General features: G+C 29.7%; 24 protein-coding genes, 4 tRNA genes and 1 other RNA gene. 3 read left to right on the top strand and 26 right to left on the bottom strand.

The features are described 5' to 3' along the window. Position 1: 1 nt before the first annotated feature. From rplD to tuf, 4 genes are read right to left on the bottom strand one after another with little or no spacing between them, the layout of a single operon-like run. Complete coding sequence (gene rplD, locus DB313_RS02515) at positions 2-631, bottom strand: 50S ribosomal protein L4 (protein WP_120104270.1); 630 nt, start codon at positions 629-631, stop codon at positions 2-4. Between the two features lies 1 nt (position 632). After that, positions 633-1262, bottom strand: a complete 630-nt coding sequence (gene rplC / locus DB313_RS02510) for a 50S ribosomal protein L3 (RefSeq protein WP_120104269.1) — start codon at positions 1260-1262, stop codon at positions 633-635. Positions 1263-1300: 38 nt separating this feature from the next. Next, entirely contained in the window at positions 1301-1609 is a 309-nt protein-coding gene (gene rpsJ / locus DB313_RS02505; RefSeq protein ID WP_120104268.1) for a 30S ribosomal protein S10, read from the bottom strand. A 47-nt stretch (positions 1610-1656) separates the two neighbouring features. After that, positions 1657-2841 carry an elongation factor Tu gene (gene tuf / locus DB313_RS02500; RefSeq protein ID WP_120104267.1) on the bottom strand — a complete coding sequence of 395 codons (1185 nt, stop codon included), beginning with the start codon at positions 2839-2841 and terminating at the stop codon, positions 1657-1659. 553 nt (positions 2842-3394) lie between these two features. On the opposite strand from tuf, the gene DB313_RS02495 reads away from it, so the two are divergent. Next, a complete protein-coding gene (locus DB313_RS02495; RefSeq protein ID WP_238614515.1) occupies positions 3395-3724 on the top strand; it encodes a hypothetical protein in 330 nt (109 codons plus the stop codon). A gap of 86 nt (positions 3725-3810) precedes the next feature. Here the strand turns inward: DB313_RS02495 and DB313_RS02490 are convergent, their stop codons facing one another. The 17 genes from DB313_RS02490 to DB313_RS02405 form a co-directional block, all read right to left on the bottom strand. Further along, positions 3811-5172 carry an MATE family efflux transporter gene (locus tag DB313_RS02490; protein ID WP_120104663.1) on the bottom strand — a complete coding sequence of 454 codons (1362 nt, stop codon included), beginning with the start codon at positions 5170-5172 and terminating at the stop codon, positions 3811-3813. A 104-nt stretch (positions 5173-5276) separates the two neighbouring features. Beyond that, positions 5277-6626: an MATE family efflux transporter gene (locus DB313_RS02485; RefSeq protein WP_238614514.1), complete on the bottom strand. Its 1350-nt coding sequence runs from the start codon at positions 6624-6626 to the stop codon at positions 5277-5279. Between the two features lie 24 nt (positions 6627-6650). Then, positions 6651-7934 (bottom strand): UDP-N-acetylglucosamine 1-carboxyvinyltransferase, encoded by a 1284-nt coding sequence (gene murA, locus DB313_RS02480; protein ID WP_120104265.1) that lies wholly within the window; start codon positions 7932-7934, stop codon positions 6651-6653. A 35-nt stretch (positions 7935-7969) separates the two neighbouring features. Continuing rightward, the gene (locus DB313_RS02475) at positions 7970-8791 is read right to left on the bottom strand and encodes a YmdB family metallophosphoesterase (protein WP_120104264.1); all 822 of its coding nucleotides are present in this window, start codon (positions 8789-8791) and stop codon (positions 7970-7972) included. A gap of 246 nt (positions 8792-9037) precedes the next feature. Continuing rightward, on the bottom strand, positions 9038-9544 hold the full coding sequence (lspA, locus tag DB313_RS02465; protein ID WP_120104262.1) for a signal peptidase II: 507 nt from the start codon (positions 9542-9544) through the stop codon (positions 9038-9040). Positions 9545-9553: 9 nt separating this feature from the next. Next, entirely contained in the window at positions 9554-10300 is a 747-nt protein-coding gene (locus DB313_RS02460) for a Nif3-like dinuclear metal center hexameric protein (protein ID WP_120104662.1), read from the bottom strand. 1 nt (position 10301) lies between these two features. Beyond that, positions 10302-10991, bottom strand: a complete 690-nt coding sequence (gene pgeF / locus DB313_RS02455) for a peptidoglycan editing factor PgeF (protein WP_120104261.1) — start codon at positions 10989-10991, stop codon at positions 10302-10304. Further along, entirely contained in the window at positions 10988-11779 is a 792-nt protein-coding gene (gene lptB, locus DB313_RS02450) for an LPS export ABC transporter ATP-binding protein (protein WP_120104260.1), read from the bottom strand. Before lptB ends, pgeF begins: the two co-directional genes overlap by 4 nt. Continuing rightward, positions 11757-12446: a hypothetical protein gene (locus tag DB313_RS02445; RefSeq protein ID WP_120104259.1), complete on the bottom strand. Its 690-nt coding sequence runs from the start codon at positions 12444-12446 to the stop codon at positions 11757-11759. The genes lptB and DB313_RS02445 overlap by 23 nt, the downstream gene beginning before the upstream one ends. Then, complete coding sequence (locus DB313_RS02440) at positions 12443-12979, bottom strand: hypothetical protein (protein WP_120104258.1); 537 nt, start codon at positions 12977-12979, stop codon at positions 12443-12445. Before DB313_RS02440 ends, DB313_RS02445 begins: the two co-directional genes overlap by 4 nt. 479 nt (positions 12980-13458) lie before the next feature. Continuing rightward, positions 13459-13968, bottom strand: coding sequence for a nucleoside-diphosphate kinase (locus DB313_RS02435; RefSeq protein WP_120104257.1), 510 nt, complete (start codon positions 13966-13968; stop codon positions 13459-13461). Between the two features lie 301 nt (positions 13969-14269). Beyond that, entirely contained in the window at positions 14270-14854 is a 585-nt protein-coding gene (gene recR, locus DB313_RS02430) for a recombination mediator RecR (RefSeq protein ID WP_120104256.1), read from the bottom strand. Between the two features lie 3 nt (positions 14855-14857). Further along, the gene (locus DB313_RS02425; protein ID WP_120104255.1) at positions 14858-15157 is read right to left on the bottom strand and encodes a YbaB/EbfC family nucleoid-associated protein; all 300 of its coding nucleotides are present in this window, start codon (positions 15155-15157) and stop codon (positions 14858-14860) included. Between the two features lie 3 nt (positions 15158-15160). Then, positions 15161-16786 (bottom strand): DNA polymerase III subunit gamma/tau, encoded by a 1626-nt coding sequence (gene dnaX, locus DB313_RS02420; protein WP_120104254.1) that lies wholly within the window; start codon positions 16784-16786, stop codon positions 15161-15163. A gap of 153 nt (positions 16787-16939) precedes the next feature. After that, an RNA gene (ffs, locus tag DB313_RS02415) (signal recognition particle sRNA small type) lies at positions 16940-17037 on the bottom strand. A 2-nt stretch (positions 17038-17039) separates the two neighbouring features. Continuing rightward, positions 17040-17126 (bottom strand) — tRNA-Ser (locus DB313_RS02410). A gap of 15 nt (positions 17127-17141) precedes the next feature. Beyond that, positions 17142-17215 (bottom strand) — tRNA-Arg (locus DB313_RS02405). A gap of 133 nt (positions 17216-17348) precedes the next feature. Between DB313_RS02405 and DB313_RS02400 the strand changes: the two genes are divergently transcribed. Beyond that, a complete protein-coding gene (locus DB313_RS02400) occupies positions 17349-18035 on the top strand; it encodes a DUF3298 domain-containing protein (protein ID WP_120104253.1) in 687 nt (228 codons plus the stop codon). A 34-nt stretch (positions 18036-18069) separates the two neighbouring features. Here DB313_RS02400 and DB313_RS02395 read toward each other — a convergent pair. The 4 genes from DB313_RS02395 to DB313_RS02380 form a co-directional block, all read right to left on the bottom strand. Continuing rightward, positions 18070-18156: transfer RNA gene (locus DB313_RS02395), tRNA-Ser, on the bottom strand. Between the two features lie 66 nt (positions 18157-18222). Then, a tRNA-Ser gene (locus tag DB313_RS02390) sits at positions 18223-18311 on the bottom strand. A gap of 66 nt (positions 18312-18377) precedes the next feature. After that, entirely contained in the window at positions 18378-19685 is a 1308-nt protein-coding gene (locus DB313_RS02385; RefSeq protein ID WP_120104252.1) for a tetratricopeptide repeat protein, read from the bottom strand. After that, on the bottom strand, positions 19678-21195 hold the full coding sequence (locus DB313_RS02380; RefSeq protein ID WP_120104251.1) for a fibronectin type III domain-containing protein: 1518 nt from the start codon (positions 21193-21195) through the stop codon (positions 19678-19680). Before DB313_RS02380 ends, DB313_RS02385 begins: the two co-directional genes overlap by 8 nt. Before the next feature lie 118 nt (positions 21196-21313). Here DB313_RS02380 and uvrC point away from each other — a divergent pair, with 118 nt between their 5' ends. Further along, entirely contained in the window at positions 21314-23113 is a 1800-nt protein-coding gene (gene uvrC / locus DB313_RS02375) for an excinuclease ABC subunit UvrC (RefSeq protein ID WP_120104250.1), read from the top strand. A 60-nt stretch (positions 23114-23173) separates the two neighbouring features. On the opposite strand, the gene DB313_RS02370 is transcribed toward uvrC, so the two are convergent. Further along, positions 23174-23794: a hypothetical protein gene (locus tag DB313_RS02370; RefSeq protein ID WP_420808990.1), complete on the bottom strand. Its 621-nt coding sequence runs from the start codon at positions 23792-23794 to the stop codon at positions 23174-23176. Positions 23795-23868: the final 74 nt, after the last annotated feature.

Raw genomic sequence — 23868 nt, 5'->3', positions numbered from 1 at the left:
CTTATTTAACATAAAACTCATTAAGCCCCTCAATAGCAGATTCAAGAGCTATTAAATTCTTAGCATAAAATAAGTCAACAACTCTAAGTTTATTAAAAGATAAAACTTTTAAATCTCTAATATTTTTTCCTGCTCTCTTAAGCATCTGATCATCATTTCCCAATAGAACAACTGTTTTTCCATTAGTTTTTATAAAATTCTTTATTACCAAAGCAAGCTCTTTTGTTTTTCCTGACTCAATAGTAAAATTTTCAATAACCTTAAAATTATCTTCTACAGATGCACGCAGACTAAGGACAGACCTAAAAGCAAGTCGCTTTACCTTCTTTGGTAATTTATAACTATAATCTCTTGGTTTTGGTCCTAAAGCTATGCCTCCGCCAACCCAAATTGGGTTTCTCTTAGTACCAACCCTAGCACGCCCTGTCCCTTTTTGTTTCCAAGGCTTCTTAGAACTACCTCTAACCTCAGATCTAGTCTTAGTTGAAGCTGTTCCAACTCTAAGATTAGCTAACTCATTTTTAATAGCATTATATATAGAACCATAACTAACATCTACATTAAAAACTCTATCTTCTAATTCTATAGACCGAAGCTCTTGTCCATCTTGAGAAAAAACTTTCCTTTCCATATTAAACACCCACTTTTCTTGCCTTTTTAACAATAACAAAAGAACCCTTAAATCCTGGCACAGCTCCCTTTACTAAAATGGCTCTTTTCTCCTCATCAATCAAAATAACTTCAAGATTTTGAATAGTCTGTTGATCTCCACCCATTCTGCCAGCCATTTTAGTTCCCTTAAAAGTTCTAGCAGGTGTAGTAGCTTGACCTGTACCACCAAGATGTCTATGAAACTTAGATCCATGAGAAGAAGGACCTCCACTAAAGTTATGTCTCTTCATAGCTCCCTGGAAACCCTTACCCTTAGTAGTACCAGTAATATCCACATACTTAATTTCTTTAAAAACATCAAGTTTAATTTCATCGCCAGCATCATAACCCTTAAGACCTCTAAATTCTATAACATACTTCTTAGGTCCAATATTTTCCAACTTTTTATACTGACCTCTTACGGGCTTTAAAACCTTAAAATTTTTAAGATCAACAGAACCCATTATAAGAGCATCATACCCATCTCTCTCTACTGTTTTTTTCCCTATAACATAATTGGATTCAAATTCTATCACCGTAACAGGCACTACAACTCCATCTTCTTGAAATATTTGAGTCATACCCACCTTTTTTCCAATCAATCCCAACATTAAAACACCTCAAATTCATATACTTAAAATCTTGTCCTCTATTTAATATCCACTTCCACACCCGCAGGAAGCTCCAATTTCATCAAAGAATCCATCAAAGCAGAAGTAGGATCTAAAATATCAATAAGTCTCTTATGAGTTCTCATTTCAAATTGCTCTCTTGATTTTTTATTAACATGAGGAGAACGCAAAACAGTATATTTTTTTATCTTTGTAGGCAAAGGAATAGGACCCTTTATTTGAGCTTTAGATTTTTGAACAGCCCTAACAATAGACTCAGCGCTCTGGTCTAATATCTTAACATCAAAACTAAAAAGCCTTACCCGTATTTTATCTTTAGCAATCAATTTACTCTCCTAAACTTTAGGGATACAAAAGCATCCCTATTCCCACACTATTCCAATATCTCAAGAATACGCCCTGAAGCAACAGTTCTACCGCCTTCTCTAACAGCAAACTCAACATTCTTATCCATAGCTATTGAAGAGATAAGCTCAACAACAATATCAACATTATCTCCAGGCATAACCATTTCCTTCCCTTCCAAGGTTACCATACCTGTAACATCTGTTGTTCTAAAGAAAAATTGTGGCCTATATCCTGGGAAAAACGGTTTATGTCTTCCGCCTTCTTCCTTAGTTAAACAATATATAGAAGCCTTAAACTTCTTATGAGGAGTAATTGTTCCAATAGCAGCAATAACTTGTCCCCTCTCAATATCCTTCTTATCAACACCTCTAAGCAAAAGACCAACATTATCCCCTGCCTGACCTTGCTCAAGAATTTTTTGGAACATTTCAACACCAGTAACAGTTGTCTTTCTAGTTTCTCTAATTCCAACAATTTCAACTTCTTGCCCAACCTTAATAACTCCTCTTTCAATACGACCAGTAGCAACAGTACCACGCCCAGAGATGGAAAAAACATCCTCAACAGCAAGTAAAAATGGCTTGTCAATGTCTCTTTCAGGAAGATCAAAATAATTATCCATAGAATCAAGAAGTTCCTTTATACATTTCGTAGCCTCAGGATCATCAGGGTTTGACATAGCCCCAAAAGCTGACCCCTTTATTATTGGAGTATCACCAGCAAAGCCATACTTCTCAACAAGTTCCAAAACTTCAACTTCAACAAGTTCAACAAGTTCAGGATCTGCTAAATCTAACTTATTCAAAAATACTATTATTTTTTTGATTCCCATTCTCTGTGCAAGAAGCAAATGCTCCTTAGTCTGTGGCTCTGCTCCACTGTCAGCCGCAACCAATAATACAGCAGCATCCATTTGAGCTGCACCAGTAATCATATTTTTAATATAGTCAGCGTGTCCAGGACAATCAACATGAGCATAATGCCTGCTCGCAGTCTCATATTCAATATGTCTAGCATTAATTGTTATCCCTCTTGCTTTCTCTTCAGGTGCATTATCAATATCCTCATACTTAAGCGCCTTAGCATCTTTATTTACCTTTGAACAATAAATACTAATAGCAGCTGTTAGTGTTGTCTTTCCGTGGTCAACATGCCCTATTGTACCAACATTCATGTGCGGTTTTGTTCTCTGAAAAACTTCCTTAGCCATGAATAACCTCCTAAATTTATACTCCAAATCCTTACTTAATCTTTAAAAATCCTTATCTTAAGAATTCCATCTTATTTTTTAACAATATACAATAATTATAAGATAAATAGAACTACCATAGTATATATATTAAAAGAATACCTTTTCTTAGAAATTGACCCGTCTTTCGTGTTTTTCTAAAAGAATCCTTAACAACTCTGTTAGTTTACATATTATTTAACATATAGTCAATAACTTTATTGTTTTATTCCATATTCAATTCTCTTTGAAATTGACTAGATAAGATAAAAATAGCACTAGTTTTTTAAAAACAATACTCACTATTAGAGAATGACGTGCAAGTATTCTCAATTCATCCTATTTTCATATACTCACACTACATATTATTCTATAATCAGCATAAATGAAGTATAGAAGAAAACCTACTTTTAAGTACCATTACTTAAATTATATTCATTATTATGTAATAAATTTAACTTTTATTACTAAATGTATACAACAATTAAAATTGGAACAAAAATCATTTAAAATTATTATAGTATTTATTTTATGTATGAATATATCATGCATAAAAAACAATTCTGTAAAGTCAAAAAATATTGCCAGAGAAATTACTTATATTATTAGCATAAAGAAAAATACCCACAAGATTGAAATAGTCAAATTTGAAACTGATAATAAAGATAATTTAATAATTACCCTTAAAAACAATAAAAAAACAGACATAAAACAAAATTCATTAGCCATTTTCAAAAAAGGCAATAAAACAGGTCATATGATTAAAGAAGGGCTTAGGGCAGGAGAAGAGAAAAGATTTAAATTAAATATCAAAGTTAATAAAAGAAAGCAAAACATATTTCATATTTTCTTAAAACAAGACTAGTAACTAAACCTCACCTTTATATGAATTTTAATACTTACAAACTTACAATTTCAATACTGAAGCGTTTATATAAACTAGTAAAATAATCATACACTTGTACTATGCTGTGGCTTTAGCCAATATTTTGTAAGAGTAAATAACAATAAAATAATAAAGGTCACATAGTTTGAAATTATGAAAGCATAACCTAGAGAATCTTCTATGACTCCAAAATATTGAAAAATAAGTACAACCGGCAAACGAATAACCCAAAGACGAATACAAATAATAATCATAACAAGTTTTGTAAGGCCTGAACCAATTAATCCTCCGAAAAAAACTTGCTGTAACCCATATCCAACAGTTCCAATTGATGCTAATAACAAATATTCATTGGCATAATTTAAAACTTCCAAATCATCTGTAAAAAAACTTATAATACCTTCTCTAAAAAATATTATAAATGCATTAATTGTAAGTAACACCACCAAAGATACAAAAAAACCCTTCTTTAAAGCATCTCCTACTCTATCAACATTCTTTGCTCCAAGATTTTGCCCAACAATTGCAATAATTCCAGTACCAATACTCATCCCAGGAAGAAGTAAAAAAGCAATGATACTATTTGTAAGACCATAAGCAGCTAAAAATTTGGGACTAATTTGGATTACAAGATAATTGAAAACTAAAAAAGAAAGAGAAGTCATAATCTGCCCAAAAGCCGATGGAAGACCTAAATTAAAAATATTCTTCATTATGGCAATATCCGGCATAATATCCCCTACATTTATCTTAAATCCACGATTTAATCCATAAGTTAGAAACACATAAGAAAAAACTGTTACTAATTTTGAAAAAAAAGTAGCCCAAGCAGCACCGGCAATACCTAAATTAAGAGTAAACATTAAAATCGGGTCAAGAATAAAATTAATAATATTTGTAATTAGAATTATTATCATCGAAATAATAGTTTCCCCTTGGGAATTTAATATATATATGATAGAAATACTTAAAAACATTATAGGTATTGCATAAACTGTGACATAAAAATAAGACTTAGCAAGTTCCCTAAGATCGCCTTTAACAGACATTAAATCCAAAATAAGATCTATAGACAGTAAAATAAAGACTGTAACAAACAGAGACAGTATAAAATTCAGGAATAACAACTGTCCTGCATATTTTGAAAACTTAGAAAATGTCCCCTCCCCAATAGATTTAGACATTAATGATATACTTCCCATAGCCATTCCCATAGCAAGAACCATAATAAGAAAATTAATAGGACCCGTAAGAGATAGCGCTGCAAGAGGTACAGCGCCTAACTTTCCTACATAAAACATATCTGTAAGTTCATAAAAAGCTTGAAGAATATTAGTTATCAGAATAGGAAAACTAATAACCAAAAATACCTTATATAAATTCCCCTGTAATATTAACTTTCTAATTTTAGTTTGACTTTTTGCCATATAAATTTTGCCTTTCATCAATTATCTTTATTAAATAGCAAAGCTTTTTCAAACAAGTTACTTCATTTAATTTTAAACCACAAATAAAACAGACTACTGAACTATTAAAACTTTTTCTGTTTCCAAGAACCACTAAGTACAATAACAAGCATAATAAAGAATCCAATATAGTTTGGAATCACAGCAAAAACCCAAATATACTCAAAAAGTACACCAAAATATTTAATTATTAACATAATAGGCATTGCAACAAGCCATACTCTAGTAAAAGTCACAATCATCACTATATTAGTTAAACCAGAACCGATTAAAGCACTCTGAAGAGCAAGTTGAAAAGAAAATCCAATACTACCAATGGCAATAAAAAATAAATAATAATTTGCATATTCTAAAACTGTCTGATTACTGGTAAACAGAGATATTAAAAAATTTCTGTTAATAATTAAAATGAATGTTGTAGAAATAGAAATCAAACCTATAACAAAAAATCCTTTACGCAAAGCCTCAATGGCTCTTTTTATTTTATTTATTCCAAGATTTTGTCCAATTATCGATGCTAAAGCAGAACTAAAAGCCATTGCAGGCAAAAACAAAAACGTGTCTATCATATTGGAAATACCATAAGCAGCCAAAAAATCAGTCCCAATTGTTACAATAAACGAGTTAAAAATGATAAAAGAAAAAGACACCATAGCCTGACTTAAAGATGCAGGTATGCCACATTTAAGTATCTGAAGCAAATAATTAAAGTTAGGTATTAAATCTTTAATATAAATTTTTAAACATTTATTAAAACAAAAAGCCATAATAGGATAACTTACAACAGTCACTAATTTTGAAAAAAGAGTAGCCCAAGCAGCACCAGCAATACCTAAATTAAGAGTAAATATTAAAATCGGATCAAGAATAAAATTAATAATATTTGCAATTAAAATTATCATCATAGAAATAACTGTGGACCCTATTGCATTTAATACAAACATAATAGACATGCTTAAAAACATAACAGGAATCCCATAAATAGCTATAGAAAAATACTCTCTTGCGTAATTTTTAAGCTCACCAGTAGCACCAATATAATCTAAAATCGAATCAATAAAAATGAATGCTAATACGGACACTAATACAGAAAGAAGCAAGCTTAAGGTTAATAATTGGCCTGAATATCTAGCTGTTTTCTTGTAATTGCCCTCACCAAAACTTCTAGCTATTAAAGATATACTACCTATTCCCATACCCATACCTAAAGACACAATAAAAAAATTTATAGGCCAAATAAGAGAGAGAGCGCTTACATATAAAGTACCAAGTTTCCCTACATAAAACATATCTGTAAGTTCATAAAAAATCTGAATAATGTTAGTAATAACTAAGGGTAAGCCAATAACAAAAATTACTTTATATATATTCCCATTAACAACAAGTTCTCTTATCTTATCTTGCTTTGCTACCAAAAACATTCTCCTTTAATAAAAATTCTACTTCTCTACAACTCTCTTAATTTTTGCTCCTAAAGAGCTAAGTTTGCCAACAACTTCCTCATACCCTCTCTCAATCTGATAAACATTTTGAATTTGACTCTCCCCTTTAGCACAAAGAGCCGCAATAAGCAAGGACATACCCGCTCTAACATCCGGAGAAGATAGGACACTTCCCTTAAGAACTGTTTTACCTGTAACCACAACCCGATGAGGATCACAAAGAACAATTTGAGCACCCATTTTTATAAGTTTATCTACAAAAAACATTCTAGACTCAAACATTTTTTCAAAAATAAGAACCGTTCCTTGAACTTGAGTCGCAGTCACTATAACTATGCTCATAAGATCTGTAGGGAAGGCAGGCCATGGTCCATCATCAATCTTGGGAATATGTCCTCCAAAATCTAGTCTTACCTTTAAATCCTGCCTTTCCTTTACATATATATTTTCCTCATCATACTCAAAATCAATGCCAAGCTTTGAATATACATGTCTTATTAAAATAAAATGCTTAGGGTCAGCTCTATTAATCTCAAGTTCCCCTCCTGTTAATGCAGACAGGCTAATTAGGGAACCTACTTGCATAAAATCAGCACCTATTCGAAACCTAGTCCCTCTTAATTTTCTAACACCTTTTATTTTAATAACATTAGAACCAATGCCAGAAATGCTAGCTCCCATAGTATTTAACATCTTACATAAATCTTGCACATGCGGTTCACACGCAGCATTCATTATCACGGTTTCACCAAAAGCAAAAACAGCAGCCATAATAATATTCTCAGTGGCAGTAACTGATGCTTCATCTAAAAACATCTCAGCTCCAATCAATTTATCCACTTCTAAAATAATCCGCTTCTCATTATCTATTAATTTAGCACCAAGCTTGCCAAGTCCATAAAAATGAGTATCAAGCCGTCTCTTTCCAATAACATCTCCGCCAGGAGGAGCAATATTAATCCTTCCACATCTAGCAAGAATAGGTCCAACAAATAGAATAGAAGCCCTAATTAAATCTGTTAAGGAAGAATTCATCTCTGTCTTATTAATATTTAAAACCTTAATTCTAACAATATTACCATCTCTTACGACCTCAGCACCCACATCCTTTAAAATATCTAAAATAACTTCTACATCTTTAATGTTTGGAATATTTTCTAAAACAACCTCTTCATCTGTAAGTAGTGCAGCTACAATGCAAGGCAAAGCTGCATTCTTATTGCCACTAGCCGTTATTCTTCCACCTATTTTAAAACCACCCTCTACAAGATAGCTATACATTATTTCGCCTCCAGATTGACCTAAATATTAATAGTTCAAATATCATTTTCATTCTTTGGACCACCTTTAAAATTGATATACTCTCTTACAGTCTCTACTAAAACAGCCTTTCCATTATCATCGATTTCAACTATAGCACCATTAAATCCAAGTCCATCCCAAGATTCAGTAAATCGATTATGTAAGAACCCTTTTAAAAATTTATCTATCTCAAATTCAGGAACATAACCAATAACACTATTTAAACTCCCAACTCTACCAAGGTCAGTAATAACTGCAGTGTCATCTAGGATTCTAAGATCCGCTGTTAATATTCTTCTACCAACACCAAAACAAACACTAACTCTAGATTTTAAATAAAAAAACATAGAATTAGTCTCAGCCGTAGTATTTGAATCAAAAAGCACAATTATATTATTGGTATGTAACTTTATTTTCTCGTAAACATAATCAAAAGCAAAAAAAGGACTATTAAAGTTATATTTCGTAATACCCGTCTGTCCAACAAGTCTAACTACAGCAACTTTACTACCATTAACATTATAAATAAAATAAGAATAACCCTTTATCCTAGCAGGACAATTTAGAGGTTTTAAAATAAAATTGTATTTATCAAGTTCATCACTCAATACAGTTCTTGAAAATGCATTTTCTCCTAAAGTTAAAACATCAACACCATACTTTTTTAGCAAAAAAACATGTCGTTTACATAGACCCCTAAACCCTGTAGTAAAATTATTACCAGACACTACAAAATCAATTTCTTTATTCTTTTTAAAAGTAGACAAAAATTCTTTTATTACAACAATGCCAGGCTTGCCTACAATCTCCCCGGCAATTAAAACTCGCAAAGCCACTAAACCCCTCTCTTTTTATTTATCTATATTGAAAAATTTAGAAATAATACTTTTTGCAATAATATTTGATAAAAAATAGCTTATGAAAATTGAAATAATAATCATTAACAAAACCAAAACAAACTGAAAAAAAGGAGAAATAATAACATTAAGCTTAGCAATAAAAAAAAATTCTAGAAAAAAAACTAAAAGCATTAAAGACAAATTAGTCAATGAGCACAAAATAAAGTATAAAATTTTCATAGATTAATACTTTCTATTCTTTACAAACAAATCATAAATTGCAAATAAACCTATTCCTATAACAACATAACTGTCTGCAAAGTTAAAAGTTGGCCATCTTTGGAGTCCAAAAATGCCAAAAAATTTTACATCTAAGAAATCCACAACGCCTAAAGGTCTAAATAACCTATCAATAATATTCCCAATACCACCAGATAAAATCAATAAAAATGAAATTCTAATTATTCTATTTTTTTCATTTAAGGAAAAATAAAAAACAAAAACCAAAACAACAATAGGAAGCACAAGAAAAAATAAATTTTTTAAATTATCGTCAATATTAGAACCTATTGAAAATAAAACCCCAGTGTTCCTAACATGTATTATTTTAAAAAAATCTCCAAAAATAGATAAATATTCAGAACCAAGTTTGACATATTGAACAATTAAATACTTAGATAATTGATCAAAAAAAACTAGAATAGAAATAAATATACAATTATTAATCAATTTGATTCTATTTATATTCATATAAAATCCTTATAAATTAGTATCTCTACCAACAAACTTAATGTGTAATTCTTCATAATTCCTAAAATACTCCATTAATTTTACCAAACCAAATGTTTCAGTAAAATAATGACCCGCAAATATCAAATTTACACCACACTCTTCAGCTAAAGAATATATTTGATGAGAGGTATCCCCTGTTATGAATAAATCAATACCATACTGCAAAGCTTCTTCAAAAAAAGAATATCCAGAGCCACTAACAATAGCTACCTTGTAAACATATTCCTTAAATTCTTTATAATAAAGAATATGTTTATTTTGTTTCTTAATCTTGTTCAGGATTTCAGAAAAATTAAGACTAGAAATAGAAATAATACCTAAATTAGCTCCCCTATAATTTGCAAAAGGAATAGGATCCCTAAACCCAAGAAAGTCAGAAAAAGCTTTACTATGAGAATAAACAGGATGTACATCCATAGGTAAATGTAGAGAATAAAGAGCTATGTTGTTTTCCATAAGATACTTAATCTTTTCATACATTACAGAAACAATTCTTTCAGATTTTGACCAAAAAATGCCATGATGAGTTATTAAAAAATCATAATCCTTAGCCTCTTTTAAAGTCGTCATACTTGCATCAACAGCAAAAGCAACCTTTCTAACCTTAGCATCCAAATTACCCACTTGAAGGCCATTAAGTCCTTTATCAATATTTTCAAAATTCTTTATCTGAAACATTTCATCCAGCTTGGATGATAAATCTTTAACATTCAAACTAAACTCTCCAAATTGCAGCATAACTTCTCTTGTCTCTAAGTTTTCTATGAGAATAAAGATTGTGCTCGCAATGAGTACAAAGACCCGAATCCTTAATATCTAAATTAAAATTAGAAATTAAGCCTAAATTAAAACTACCATTATCAAAGTATATTTTATCATTTCTATCATAAAAAGATATATCCAACAACTTCTTACTAAATTTTGATTTTACCTCTTCTAAAAACTCCAAAGAAACCTCATAACAACATGCCCTATTGTAAGGCCCAAATACAATTTTCAAATCTCGGAAGTTTGACCCCATCTTCTCAAACATAAGTAACATTTTTAAAATAATAAGCTTGAAACTACCCTTATATCCACTGTGAATAAGTCCAATATATTTTTTAAAACTGTCAAAACAATATATTGGAAGACAATCTGCATAGTAAGCAAGAAGAGCAACATTATAAGAAGAAGAAACAAGCCCATCGCCTTCCTGAAAATTGACAAAATCATCAGAGACCTCATAAACAATATTTGTATGCAGTTGCTTTAAATATTTTATTTTCTTGCTCTTAGGAATAAAATCTAGGTTATCATTATTAATATCCTTAATACTCAAATCAAAAGGCTGCTTAGTATATATTAATTTAATGCTAGGGTCCAATTCAAATTCATAATAAAGCTCTCTCTCTATTACTCTCATAATCTAAACTCTTCACCAAGATAAAGTTTTTTAGCTTTTTCACTATTTATAATATAGGAAACATTACCCTCGTCAAGAACCTGTCCTTGATAAATAATATAAGCTCTATCTATTATATCAAAAGCATCTCTTACATTGTGATCCGTAATTAAAACACCAATATTTTTACTTTTCAAAATTTTTATTATATTTTTTATATCTCCAATAGCAATAGGATCAATACCTGCAAAAGGTTCATCAAGCAATAAAAAATACGGATTAACTGCCAAAGCTCTAGCTATCTCAGTTCTCCTTCTCTCACCACCAGAAAGAGTATATGCTTTTTGATGCTGTATTCTCTTTATTTCAAATTCTTTAAGAAGATTTACAAGTTCCATCTTACGTTCAGCTTGTGATAAATCTTCTCTCCTCTCAAGAGCAACTAGAATATTATCCTCAACTGTAAGCTCTCTGAAAATAGACGGATCTTGTGGCAAATATACAATACCTATTCTTGCTCGCTCATACATATTAAGACCAGAAACATCATAATCATTTATCAAAACACAACCACTATTAGATTTAATAAATCCTACAATAGTATAAAAGGTAGTAGTCTTTCCAGCGCCATTTGGCCCAAGAAGACCTACAACTTCACCTCTATGAACATCAATAGTAACCCCATTAACAGCTACTTTCTCTCCATATTTTTTAACTATATTATCTGCCTTAAGAACAATATCATTAACATAGCCAACATTAAGCCTTTCTTTTATTGATTTTATTCTATTGCTTTTCTTTAGAAACATCTTCTTCTGTCTGGGTAAATTTACCCTCAACACTCCCTTCAAGATTATATTTATTAGTCTCCGTATTAAAAATTATCCTTGCAGCAGAATAATAATTATCATCTTGATAAATAACTGGAACGCCCTCAAGTACAATTTCTTTTTCTTCTTTATTATAAATCCCATTCTCAGCTCTTGCAAAAGTCTCGCCTTTGTATATTTTAACAGAATACTGCATAACATAAATGTTTGATTTATGTCCACCCTCTATCCTTTCGGCCTTAACAACAAGCTCATTTTCTAAATCTTCAAGCTCAACACCTCTTTGAAGATAAAAATTATCCAATTTTCTATTAAAGAATAAAAATTGTGCCTTAACATTCATTTTATTTTTATAATCTTCATAATAAACATTTCCACGAGCCTCAATATAAGAACTACCCTCTCCATAAATTTCAATCTCATCAGCCCTAAGTTTAAAATCAGATGAGGTCACCTCAGGATTTCCCTTCAAAACAACTCTCCTATAAAGAGAAGACATAATTCCTTGAGAAAAATCTGCTTTAAAAGTAAAATCATTTTTCTTTTGTGCATTACTTTCTTTTTTAGTATCTTTAAGTTTTTTTTTATCTTGTGCATAAATATTAAATAAAGAAATAAAAATTAAGAAAATAATGACACTTTTCATCTTATAAGTCCTTCCATACCAGAATAAAAATAAAAATGATTTTGATTTAAATAGTATGAAAAACCTTTTCCCTTTATATTACTATCATCAAATCGAACTAAAACTATCTCATTTGGAGGTGAAAACAGCTTCTTCTCATTATCTCGCCATAAAAGTCTATTAGTATTAATCAAGTAATAATTATTAACATCTTCTATTTTCAACTCCACAGCATCTTTCATATCTAAGTTTTTGGTAACATGAGAACCTTCTAGCTTATTAAATTTACCTGAAATCTTATTATCCAAAGAATGATACAAAAATCGCCCATTCTCCACTTTATAAATCTTATAATCATGGAAATAATTAAAACTTAAAGATTCTAATACCGTTTGTTTCTTACCACCTACAATATTATGATAACTAATTCCCAATATCTGTATTGAAGGAGTCTCTTTAGCAGCTTCTGACCTACTAGAATACTCATTATAATCAAAAGTACAGCTTATAAAAAGCAAAAATATCAAAAAGATAAGGAGAGTAAATCTTTTCATATAAACATCTTGCATAAATTTACAAAGTTTTTTCTAGGCTTTTTAATGAAAAAACTAAATATTAAAATTTTGAAACAACCCTCATTAACCAATTTAAGTAATTACATTTTACATCATTAAATCTAAAAAAAATTCCATCAAATTTCAAATTATCAAAGCTTCTCTTCAATCTGCAATTCTTTAAAATGAGCCTTTAATCTCGCCATAGATTCAATCAATAACCACAAAATATTTCTAAAAGTCTTCATAAAGTTTATCTTACACTGCTCAACTTCTTAAATCGAATTAATATATCTTTTCCTATTAACAAATTTCATACTATGCAGATTAAAAGTTTGAAATCAAAAATCCAACTCTCTTATTTTTACAAATAATTCAACATGATTAAAAAGAGAAATAGTATCTTAAACAGATATAAATAAATTATCGTATCACTTATTTAGTTTAATATATTTCTTACCGAAAACTTCAAATTAAAATCAATTATAATAATGTTCAAGCTCATCGTCTCTTTTATAAGTTACAATTTCATTTTCCTTAAACCAAATTGGTATTTCACGAAGAGCATCCGTAACATTAGCAGAAGCATGTATGATATTATAAATTGAAAATTTTTTCTCATTTGCATAGTTAAAGCTATGATAAGAAAAATCACCTCTTATTGTTCCAGGGGAAGCTGTTTTTGGCTCTGTAGAGCCACATAGTTTTCTGACAACTTCAATAGATTCAACACCCTCAACCACAAACGCAAAAACGGGAGAACTCATTATAAAATCAATTAAAGACTGCCAAACAACTTCTCCGTGCCTTACAGCAATATCATCATACAAATAATGTGCCTCAGCCATCTTTCTATTAACTAAAACCATCTTAGTAGCCACAATTTTCAATCCTGCTCTCTCAAATCTAGCAATAACATTACCAATTAAACCTCTTCTAACACCATCGGGTTTAATAATGCATAAAGTTTTTTGTATTAAAGTAGACACAAAAACCTCCTTATTTTTAAAATACAAATTAAGTTAATTATAAGCTATATTTAATCTAATTAATAAATTCTATTTCAAAATGAATAAACTATAAAAATTAATAACATAGAAAAATAACATACCAAATGCCCTATTATATTTTAAATAATAAACCTTACAATAAAACAAATATAACTCATATATGAAACATACTCTTAAAATCTATAAATTAAAACAATTAAACTAAAATCAATGCCTTGCTAAGTATTAAACTAATAAAAGAACTCTTAGCAAATCTTTTTGAATAAGAAATTATCAAATTTTATATCTTAAGTCTCAAACGAAAAGCCCTAAGAGTAGTAATTTTATCTGCACTACTAATACTTCCTCCAACAGGAAGACCAGAGGCTATTCTTGTGACATTAACCTTTATATCCTTTAAAATACTATTAATATAGTTCGCCGTTACATCTCCCTCAATACTAAATTCTGTAGCAACAATTACTTCTCGAGCTCCAAGATCTTTAACATATCCTGCTAGCTTATCAAGATTTAATCTACTAGGTCCAATATCTTTTAAAGGATCAAGATGCCCATGTAGCACAAAATAAAATCCATCATACTCTTTAGTAGATTCAATAACTTCTAAATCTTGTGGTGTTTCCACGACACAAATTAAATCCTTATTTCTATTTAAATCTGTACAAATATCACAAAATTCCTTCTCGGTAAAATTGTAACAATTCTTACATTTTCTTATCTTAGAATGAAGATTAATTAAACTTTGACCAAGGTTTTTTGCATATTCCTCATTATTAGATAAAATATCATAAACCATTCGTACTGCCGTCTTTTTACCTATGCCGGGCAACTTAGAAATTAAAGTAATTAAATCTTTTATAATCAAATCTTAAATCCCAAATGGAATAGAGTCCATTGTTTTTGTTTTAATCTCTTCTTTAACCTTAGAAATAGCATCATTAAAAGCCGCTTTTATCATATGTTCAAGAGCTTCATTGTCTAGGTCACTAAAAAATTCTTCCTTAATTGTAACCTTTTTAACAATAAACTCTCCGTTCATCTCAACAATAACAACATCACTCCCTACCCTACCATAAACACTAATTTGAGATATCTCCTTTTTAATATTCTCAACATTGTCTTTAAGGTTTGACATATTTTTTAAAAAATCTAGAGGACCCACTGCCACATTTTACTCCTTTACCTCAATTGCTCCAAAAATGTTTTTAATTTTCATAACTTCACTTTCAAATTCATCATCACTATCCTTAAAATGGTTCTGAAATACAACCCCTAATTTAGGAAATTCCTTACCAAACTCAGTCTTTATGTCATTTTGATAAACCTTAAGCTGATTATACTCAAATACACTAAAAACCTTATAATAAAGTATGCCATTTTCAATCACAACCTCTCCAGAATATACCAAGGTTTGTACATACTTAGATACAAAATAAATAAACCTTTCTTTAATTTTATCACTCTCTTCTAACTTATTAAAGCCATCTTTTGTCTCTATAAAAATCTCATCAATCTCATCAGAATCTAAATTTTCAGAAGGCTCAACTTCAGTTTCCAAAGAAATAGGTTCACTTTTATCTAAATCAACTTCCATTGAAGCAATGTTTTCTACTTCTGGATTTAAGTCAATATCATCTACACTAAACCCAACCTCACTGTATACCCTATCTTCAATATTTTGTATCTGCTTAATTAAAATATGATTTGGAATATAATCTTTAAGTCTAAGTATTTTAATGAAATTAATTTCAAGTTCATATTTAGGATTTACTGAAAACTGTAAATCCCTATAAGTTTCAAGCAATATACTAATACTTCTCTCGACATGATTTAAATCAAAACTCAATAATTTTTCTCTTAGACTCTCAGATTTAACCCCAACAAAAGTAAGATTTTTAATATCTAATTTTAAAAATAATATTTCTCTAAAAAACTCAATCGCATCAAGAAGAAATTGTTCACATGAAATTCCTGTCAAAAAAGAAGCATCTAGAACATGAATTAATTCTTTTAAATCTTCATCAAGGATACTTAATGCCATTTTTTCTAAAAACTCGTCACTAGTCAATCCCATCTTAGTTTTTATTTGTTCAAGTTTGATGTCAGAATTACTAAAAGAAACAATTTGATCAAAAAGAGTATAAGAATCTCTTACACTTCCTCCACTCTTATAAGAAATCCATTTTAATGCTTCATCCTCATATTTAATATTATCTTCAAGGCAAATCTGCTTTAACATCTCATAAATCTTATTTAAAGGTAAAAGTCTAAAATTAAAATGTTGACATCTACTCTTTATTGTATCGGGAAGTTTATGTACTTCTGTAGTGGCAAAAATAAAAACAATATAACTAGGAGGTTCTTCAATTGTCTTTAAAAGCGCATTAAAGGCAGAATTTGAAAGCATATGTACTTCATCAATAATATAAATTCTATACCTTGAACTAGCAGGAGGAAACATTATTTCTTCCTTAATTTGTCTAACATCCTGCACAGAAGTATTGGAAGCACCATCTATTTCAATAATATCAAGACTATTATCATTATCAATAGATTTACAACTGGTACATACCCCACAAGGAGTAATCGTTGGGCCTGATTTACAATTTAAGCACCTAGCAAAAGCTCTTGCAGAAGAAGTCTTACCAACACCTCTTGGTCCTGAAAATATATAAGCATTCGCTATCTTATTTTTCTCTATTGAATGTTTTAAGGTTTCAACAACAAAATCTTGTCCCTCAAGAGAATTAAAATCTCTAGGACGTCTCTTAATGGCAGTACCTCTTGAAGATATCATCTCATTTCTCCATACACAAACAAAAATCTTAACTAAAACCTTAGATGTTACAACACAAAAGCCATTAAATACAAAAAGATTACTCTTCGCATATTATAATACACTGCCAACAATTCCCTAAATGTTAAAGAACACATACCTACATAGAATAACTAAACCTAAGACTTACGCACTCACTAAGTAATTACTTACCGCTGCTACCTTCCAGTCCTGACGGGATTAGGCAATCCTTAATAGTGCGGGTCCTAGGAACCGGAGAGAATGGGATTCGAACCCATGATACACTCTCATGTATACACGCTTTCCAAGCGTGCGCCTTCAGCCACTCGGCCATCTCTCCAAATTCAACAACTTCCGTGCCCAAGAGGATTTGAACCTCTGACCTTCAGAACCGCAATCTAACGCTCTATCCAGCTGAGCTATGGGCACAAATAATATTTAAGTTTATTGTAATAAAAAACATTATTTATTACAATAAACTTAACTTATAAAGCGCATAGTCAAAACATATTTTTCAATACCAAATAATTTAAAATAAAATCATTTACAAAAGGAGTAGTAAATGACAAAAAAATTTCCAATTATAATGGCAATACTTCTATTAATTATCTCTTGTTCAAAATCTGAGGAAAATACAGAAAAATCTGATATCAACATTGAAACAAAAATCATAAAAGAAACCGGTACTTATAAAAACAATAACATCTTTCACATAGATGCCAAAATTCCAATTGTATCGGGAATAGAATTTGGATTTGAAGATCTTATACAAAAATGGAAAATGCATAACGAAACCGAAAAATTAGAAAAAACAAAGCCAAAAGAATATAAGCATGAATATTTTTATTATTCTGGTTTTGAAATATTTACAAACGAAGACCTTAAAATCACATCTATTCTATACTCAGAATACACAACAGAAGGAGGTGCAAATGGGTTTACAACATATTATCCCATCAATCTTAAGGGAAACGAAATAATAAAAATTTCAGATATAATTTCAAAAGATCAATTAGATTCCTTAATACAAGTACTAAGAGAACAAGCGAAAAAAGAATTTAAAGAATTCATGACATTTGATATGAATCATGATTTATTTGAAAATAAATTTGAAGAGATTTTTAACAAACATAAATATTACTTTAAAAATAACAATGTAATATTCTTCTATGATCCACTTATGATAAGTAATCATGCAAATGGAAAAGTTGAATTTACATTCCCAGTTGCTAAAAACAGTGAGGACTAGTTAATTCATCCCTGTTCTTAAGAATAATTAATTACGGAGAGGGTGAGATTCGAACTCACGGTAGGCTTACACCTACGACGGTTTTCAAGACCGTAGCATTCAACCACTCTGCCACCTCTCCAAATCACTACAATTTTAATAAATTAAAGAAATTCTTGTCAATATAAATATTTAACGAGAATCCCTACGGAGAGAATGGGATTCGAACCCATGGTCCCCTTTTAAAAGGACAACTTCTTAGCAGGAAGCCCCATTCGGCCACTCTGGCATCTCTCCTTACAACATACTAGTAAATATTATATTAGACACATCACATTGTCAATAAATAACAAAACACCCTCATTAACAATTGATCCTAAAATCCCTATAAGCATCAATTAAATCCTTAATCTCCCTAACTGAAACATCCATTTTAATATTCCTAAGCTCATTTAACAAAATTTCTCTAGTAATAGAAATCTCATTATTGTTAATCCTAAGCTCAATATGCTCATCTTTAATTTTCCAAATATAAGGACAAAGTCTAATATCATAATCAAACAAAAATACAGGATCTTTTAAATTTAAAGAATTATCAATAAAAAACAAATATTCTAATATCCAATTTCCCTTTAACACTATTGCAAACTCTTCTAAAAGTTCTTCAATTAAAATATCTTCCCTAGCCTCAAGTAACTTTAAAAGTTCAGAATAAGTGTCTGACTTAAGTTCGCAAAGCTTTTTCATATAAAAATATGCGTCTTCAAGGTCACGATTCCTTAAAAAAAATAAAAAAGCATAAAAACAAATCAAATCCATATCGGGATAATCTAGAATCATTCTTTCAATAGCTTTTTTAGGAGAAAAATTTAAAAGTTCTACCGTAGCAATATGCATATTATATATTGTGTACACATTAGGAAAGCTTAAAATAGCACTTACATAAGATTTAGTAGCCTGCGTCATATTTCCTATTTTATGCAAAATAGTGGCTCTATTATGCCAAATATATTTAGAATAACTAGAATCTGTTAAAAACCTCTCGGAAAGCTTAACCGCATTACTTATCTCTCCCATAGAATAGAGATAATACATCAAATAATTAACAACAAGAGCAAGATTAGCCCCATAAAAACTCTCATCTATTTCCAAAGGCTTTACGTCATCAAATATACAATTATTTTTCAAAAACCAACTATTTAATTTAACAAGAGGATTATTTTTATCTATATCGCTAGCCTTAAGAATGATATGATTAGCTTCTTCTCTTCTGTTTAACATTTCAAGCAAAACAGCAGCATTATTAACAGCCTGAATAAAACTAGTATTTTGTTCGCTAGCCTTTAAAAAACAATTCAAAGAATTCTCATATTCTTTTAGTCCAAAATAAAAAATACCAAGATTATAATTTTCAAAATAACTTAATTCATTTATTCTGTCTTCAAATTTACCGTAATTTACAAGATTAATTAAAAATCTATACTCACTCAAAATAGGATAAGTATTTAGAATATATAAGAGTGCCTTATAATCTTTAAGCCTGAAGTAAATTAAAGCTTTAAGAGATAGAGAATCAAAATTATCATCAAAAACATCTAAATGAAGAAGAGCATTTTTAAAATCGCTTTTCTTATAAAGTTCTAATGCTTTTTCAAAACTGACATTATTCATATTTTTTAAATATCTCCATGGGTCTTACGGAAATTTCTTTTGAAAAAGAAGTTTCATTTACACTCTTATCTAAATTATAAGAAGCAATACTAATATAATAAAGTCTTCCATCCTCAAGACCTGTAATTTTAAAAGAAGTTTTATTACCTACATCAATAGGAGATGATAGAACGCCTCCAGATTTACCATGATAATTGCCAGGGCTAACTCCAATATAAATATAATATCCCATAATGTTACTGTTAATGACAGGGAACCATTCAACAAATATCTCTCCCGAACCCGGCACGGCTTTTGTTATAACAGGCGGAAAGGGAGCAGCCTCAGGAATATAAGCAATCACCATACTATAAAGAGCTGGGCTATCTACAGGATTACCATTTGGATAAAATTCAACCTTAAGTTGTATATATTTTGACACATTAGAATTAGGAAATCCGTCCTTAGGATCAAAATGAATCCAATCTCCCATCAAATTCTTTTTGATCTCTCCATTCTCATCTGTTCCATAAAACACTTTATTATCTAGCCTATAATAATAAACAATCTCTGTGTCTTTAGGCTTCGTATTATCAAAATCAATAGAGAGAATTTGAGAGTAATCTTTAGATAATTTTATTGGCTCGGTGATAATATATCCTTTATTTCTTGAGAAGAAGGCATTACTCACCTCCTCAAAACTTTTATGAATTTCAAAATTTTCAATAGCTCCCGTAAAGTACTGCCCTAAAGTAAAATCAATAAAATTACCAATATTTAATAAATAACCAGATCCCTCTTTTCTATCATTCGTAATATACTCTATAGCTTGTGGTCTAGAATCTATTAAATATTCAAGCAACCCTTCCTTCTGCTTATATCTTATAGTATGCAAATGCCACTCTTTAGGTACAAAATCATCATCACTTTTTATTTTAACCTTAATAGGCTCTCCTTTTTCATCCAAAAACACATTGTTAAAGCTCCAAACAAAAGTACCTTCCTCACTTTCCAATCGAATAGCCTGGTCTAACCAAGAACCTTTAATATTTTTATATCCATTCCAACTTACAATCATTTCTCCAGTAACAGAAGTCGTACGGTACAACCAAAATTGAATAGTAAAATCAGAAATTACATTACCTGAATAAAAAAAAGCCTTCTTCGTTAGAGGCTTAAGTTTAACAGTATTTCGACTTGAATAAAAAATTAAAGAATTGCCTGAAATATTATGAAAAGAATTTGAAATTTTCACATTATTTGAGTCAACAAAATAATTTAAAGAAGTATCTTTGAGAAGATTATCTTTCTCAATTTCCAATCTCAAATCAATATTATTAAAATCTAGAACACCCTTATGTCTATCCAAATAAATTCCAAGAATACCCCTACTATCCTTTTCAAAGCTAATATTATGAGATTCCTGAATAAACTTAAACCCATCTTTCGAATCAAGAATTAACTTAAGTTCCTGTGCAAGGACACCATAAATACATAAAAAAAACAGCAAAAATGTAAAAATCAATCTCATTACAAACCTTCAGCTTTTCAAACACAAAAAAACAAAGCACTTATAATTATTCAAACATGATATAATATTATATCATAAAAATAAAAATGATTATTTCAAAAGGCAACAATAGAACAACATGAGAGAACATTTGCAATACTTGTATCAAAAAGTACAAGATTTTCCAACTACTAGTGGATGCTATAAGATGTGCTCTAAGTCTAACAAAATATTGTACATTGGAAAAGCAAAAAATTTAAGAGCAAGAGTAAAAAGTTATTTTTTAGAAAGAATTGGACACAAAACAAAAATATTAATGAGAAATGTAGAAAATATAGAAATAATTACTACAAATAGTGAATATGAGGCTTTACTTTTAGAATGCAACTTAATAAAAGAACATAGACCAGATTATAACATTAAACTAAAAGATGACAAGGGATACCCTATGATAAGAATAACTCGTGAGAAGTATCCAAGAGTCTTTAAAACCAGAAAAATAATAAATGACAGAAGTGAATATTTTGGACCATATGTTAACGCAAAAAATTTAGATCTAGTATTAGATCTTATTAACAAAACATTTAAAACTAGAAAATGTAAAAATAGATCAAATACTCCATGTCTTTACTTTCACATGGGGCAATGCCTTGGGGTATGTTACAGAGACGACCTTGAAGAAGAGTACAAAAAGGAAATAGACAAAATAAGACTCATATTAAATGGAAACATATCTGAACTTTTAGATGAAATTGAAAGAAAGATGAAAGAAGTAATTAAAAAAGAAGACTTTGAGCAAGCAATAAAATTAAAAGAAACCAAAAAATCATTAATAGAGATAAATCAAACTCAAATAATTACAAAAATTAATAAGCTGAGTGCAGATTATGTATACATCTACAAATCCGATATGCTCAATGTTATCGTAATACTTAAATATAGGAACGGCAAATTAGTAGAAAAAGACATCAATTTTGATGAGAGCATATATGAAGAGGATGAACTAATAGCAGAGTTTTTAGTCCAATACTATACAGCCATTAATATGATAGTACCCGACAAAATATATATTTTTAAAGATATTGAAACTGAGAATATCACTAAACTAATAAATGAACTTAAAAACACAAGCCCTGAAATAATTTACGAAGAATCCCAAAACACCATAAAGATAATGGAAATGGCAATTTCTAATGCAGAAATCGCATTAAGAGAATATGATAATGAAAAACATAAAGCACTGGAAAGTTTAAGAATCACTCTTGAAATGACAAAACTTCCAAAAGTAATTGAAGGATTTGACATTGCTCATATTAATGGATATAAAACAGTAGCATCTTTGATTACCTTTAAAATGGGAAAACCTTTTAAAGGTGGATATAGAGTTTATAAAATAAACTCATTAAACAGTGGAGAAATTGATGACTTTAAGGCAATAAAAGAAGTTGTATCAAGGAGATATTCAAAACTAATCAATGAAAACTTAGAACTTCCCGATTTAATTTTAATCGATGGAGGCAAAGGGCAATTAAGCTCTGCTTATTCTATTTTAAAAGGACTAAAAATTGAAGATAAGATAGCTATTTGTGCACTAGCAAAAAGAGAAGAAACAATATTCTTACCAAATAAAAAGCAAGGTATTAATCTTCCAGAAGGGAACCCTGCTCTTAAGATATTACAAAATGTTAGAGACGAAGCCCATAGACGCGCAAATAGGTTTAATAGTAGGCTACACAGTAAGATAAAGCTAAATTACAGCGATATAGAAGGAATTGGTGATAAGCTTGCAAAAAATATTTTAAAAACACTTGGAACATATGAGAATATATTACCTTTAAGTGAAAATGAAATAGCTGAAAAAATGAACATTAACATTAATCTTGCAAAAAAAATAAAAAAATTTTCAGAAAAGAAGCATTTAGATAACATGAATTTATAAAGTAACTCACTTTTATATGCTTGCATATACTATCTTATTAAAGTAATTAATATTGGTCTATTACTCTTCTAAATTAGTTCCATTATGTCTATCTAAAGAATGTCTTATTCCAGGAGATAATTTTAATAAAAGTTCATCAAGCAATCTATTTCTCTCAGATATGATTGACACATCACCTAATAAATCTATTTTATACTCACCAGATTCTGTCTTTATGAGACTAAATGTATGTAAAATTGAAACATAATCTGACTCACTTAAACTATTTATAACTTCATTTATTATTTTATCAAATAAACTTTTACGCTCATGTTTTAAAAGATTTTTTATATTCTCTAATTCTGGCTCTAATTCTTTAAGTTTACTTAAAAATTTTTCCATACCACTTTTAAACTTGATATTTCTAATCTCAACTTCAAATTTAAACACATTTGCATCAATAACTTTATTTTTAATTACATATTGCATATTGTTAAAAAACAATGGATAAAGAATAAAATCATCTTCAGCCTCTCTCTTAAGGCCAGAAATTCTTGAAATCATGTCATTATCATTGGCAATATTGAGAAATCCATAAAATTTCTCAGGATTATTTTGCAAATCTTTAACAGAATCTAAAAATTCTACTAGTACAGCCCTAGCAACATCATTATTTGATACACAAGATATAATAAAACACATGAATAAAGTCAAAAATTTAAATTTACTTTGCACAAAAATCAAATCATACCCTTTGAATTAAAAAAATTCCTTAA

This window comes from Borrelia turcica IST7 (assembly GCF_003606285.1).
Classification (GTDB): Bacteria; Spirochaetota; Spirochaetia; order Borreliales; family Borreliaceae; genus Borrelia; species Borrelia turcica.
Note: the sequence above shows the minus strand (reverse complement) of the source record. Positions and strands in the feature narration are given on the sequence as shown.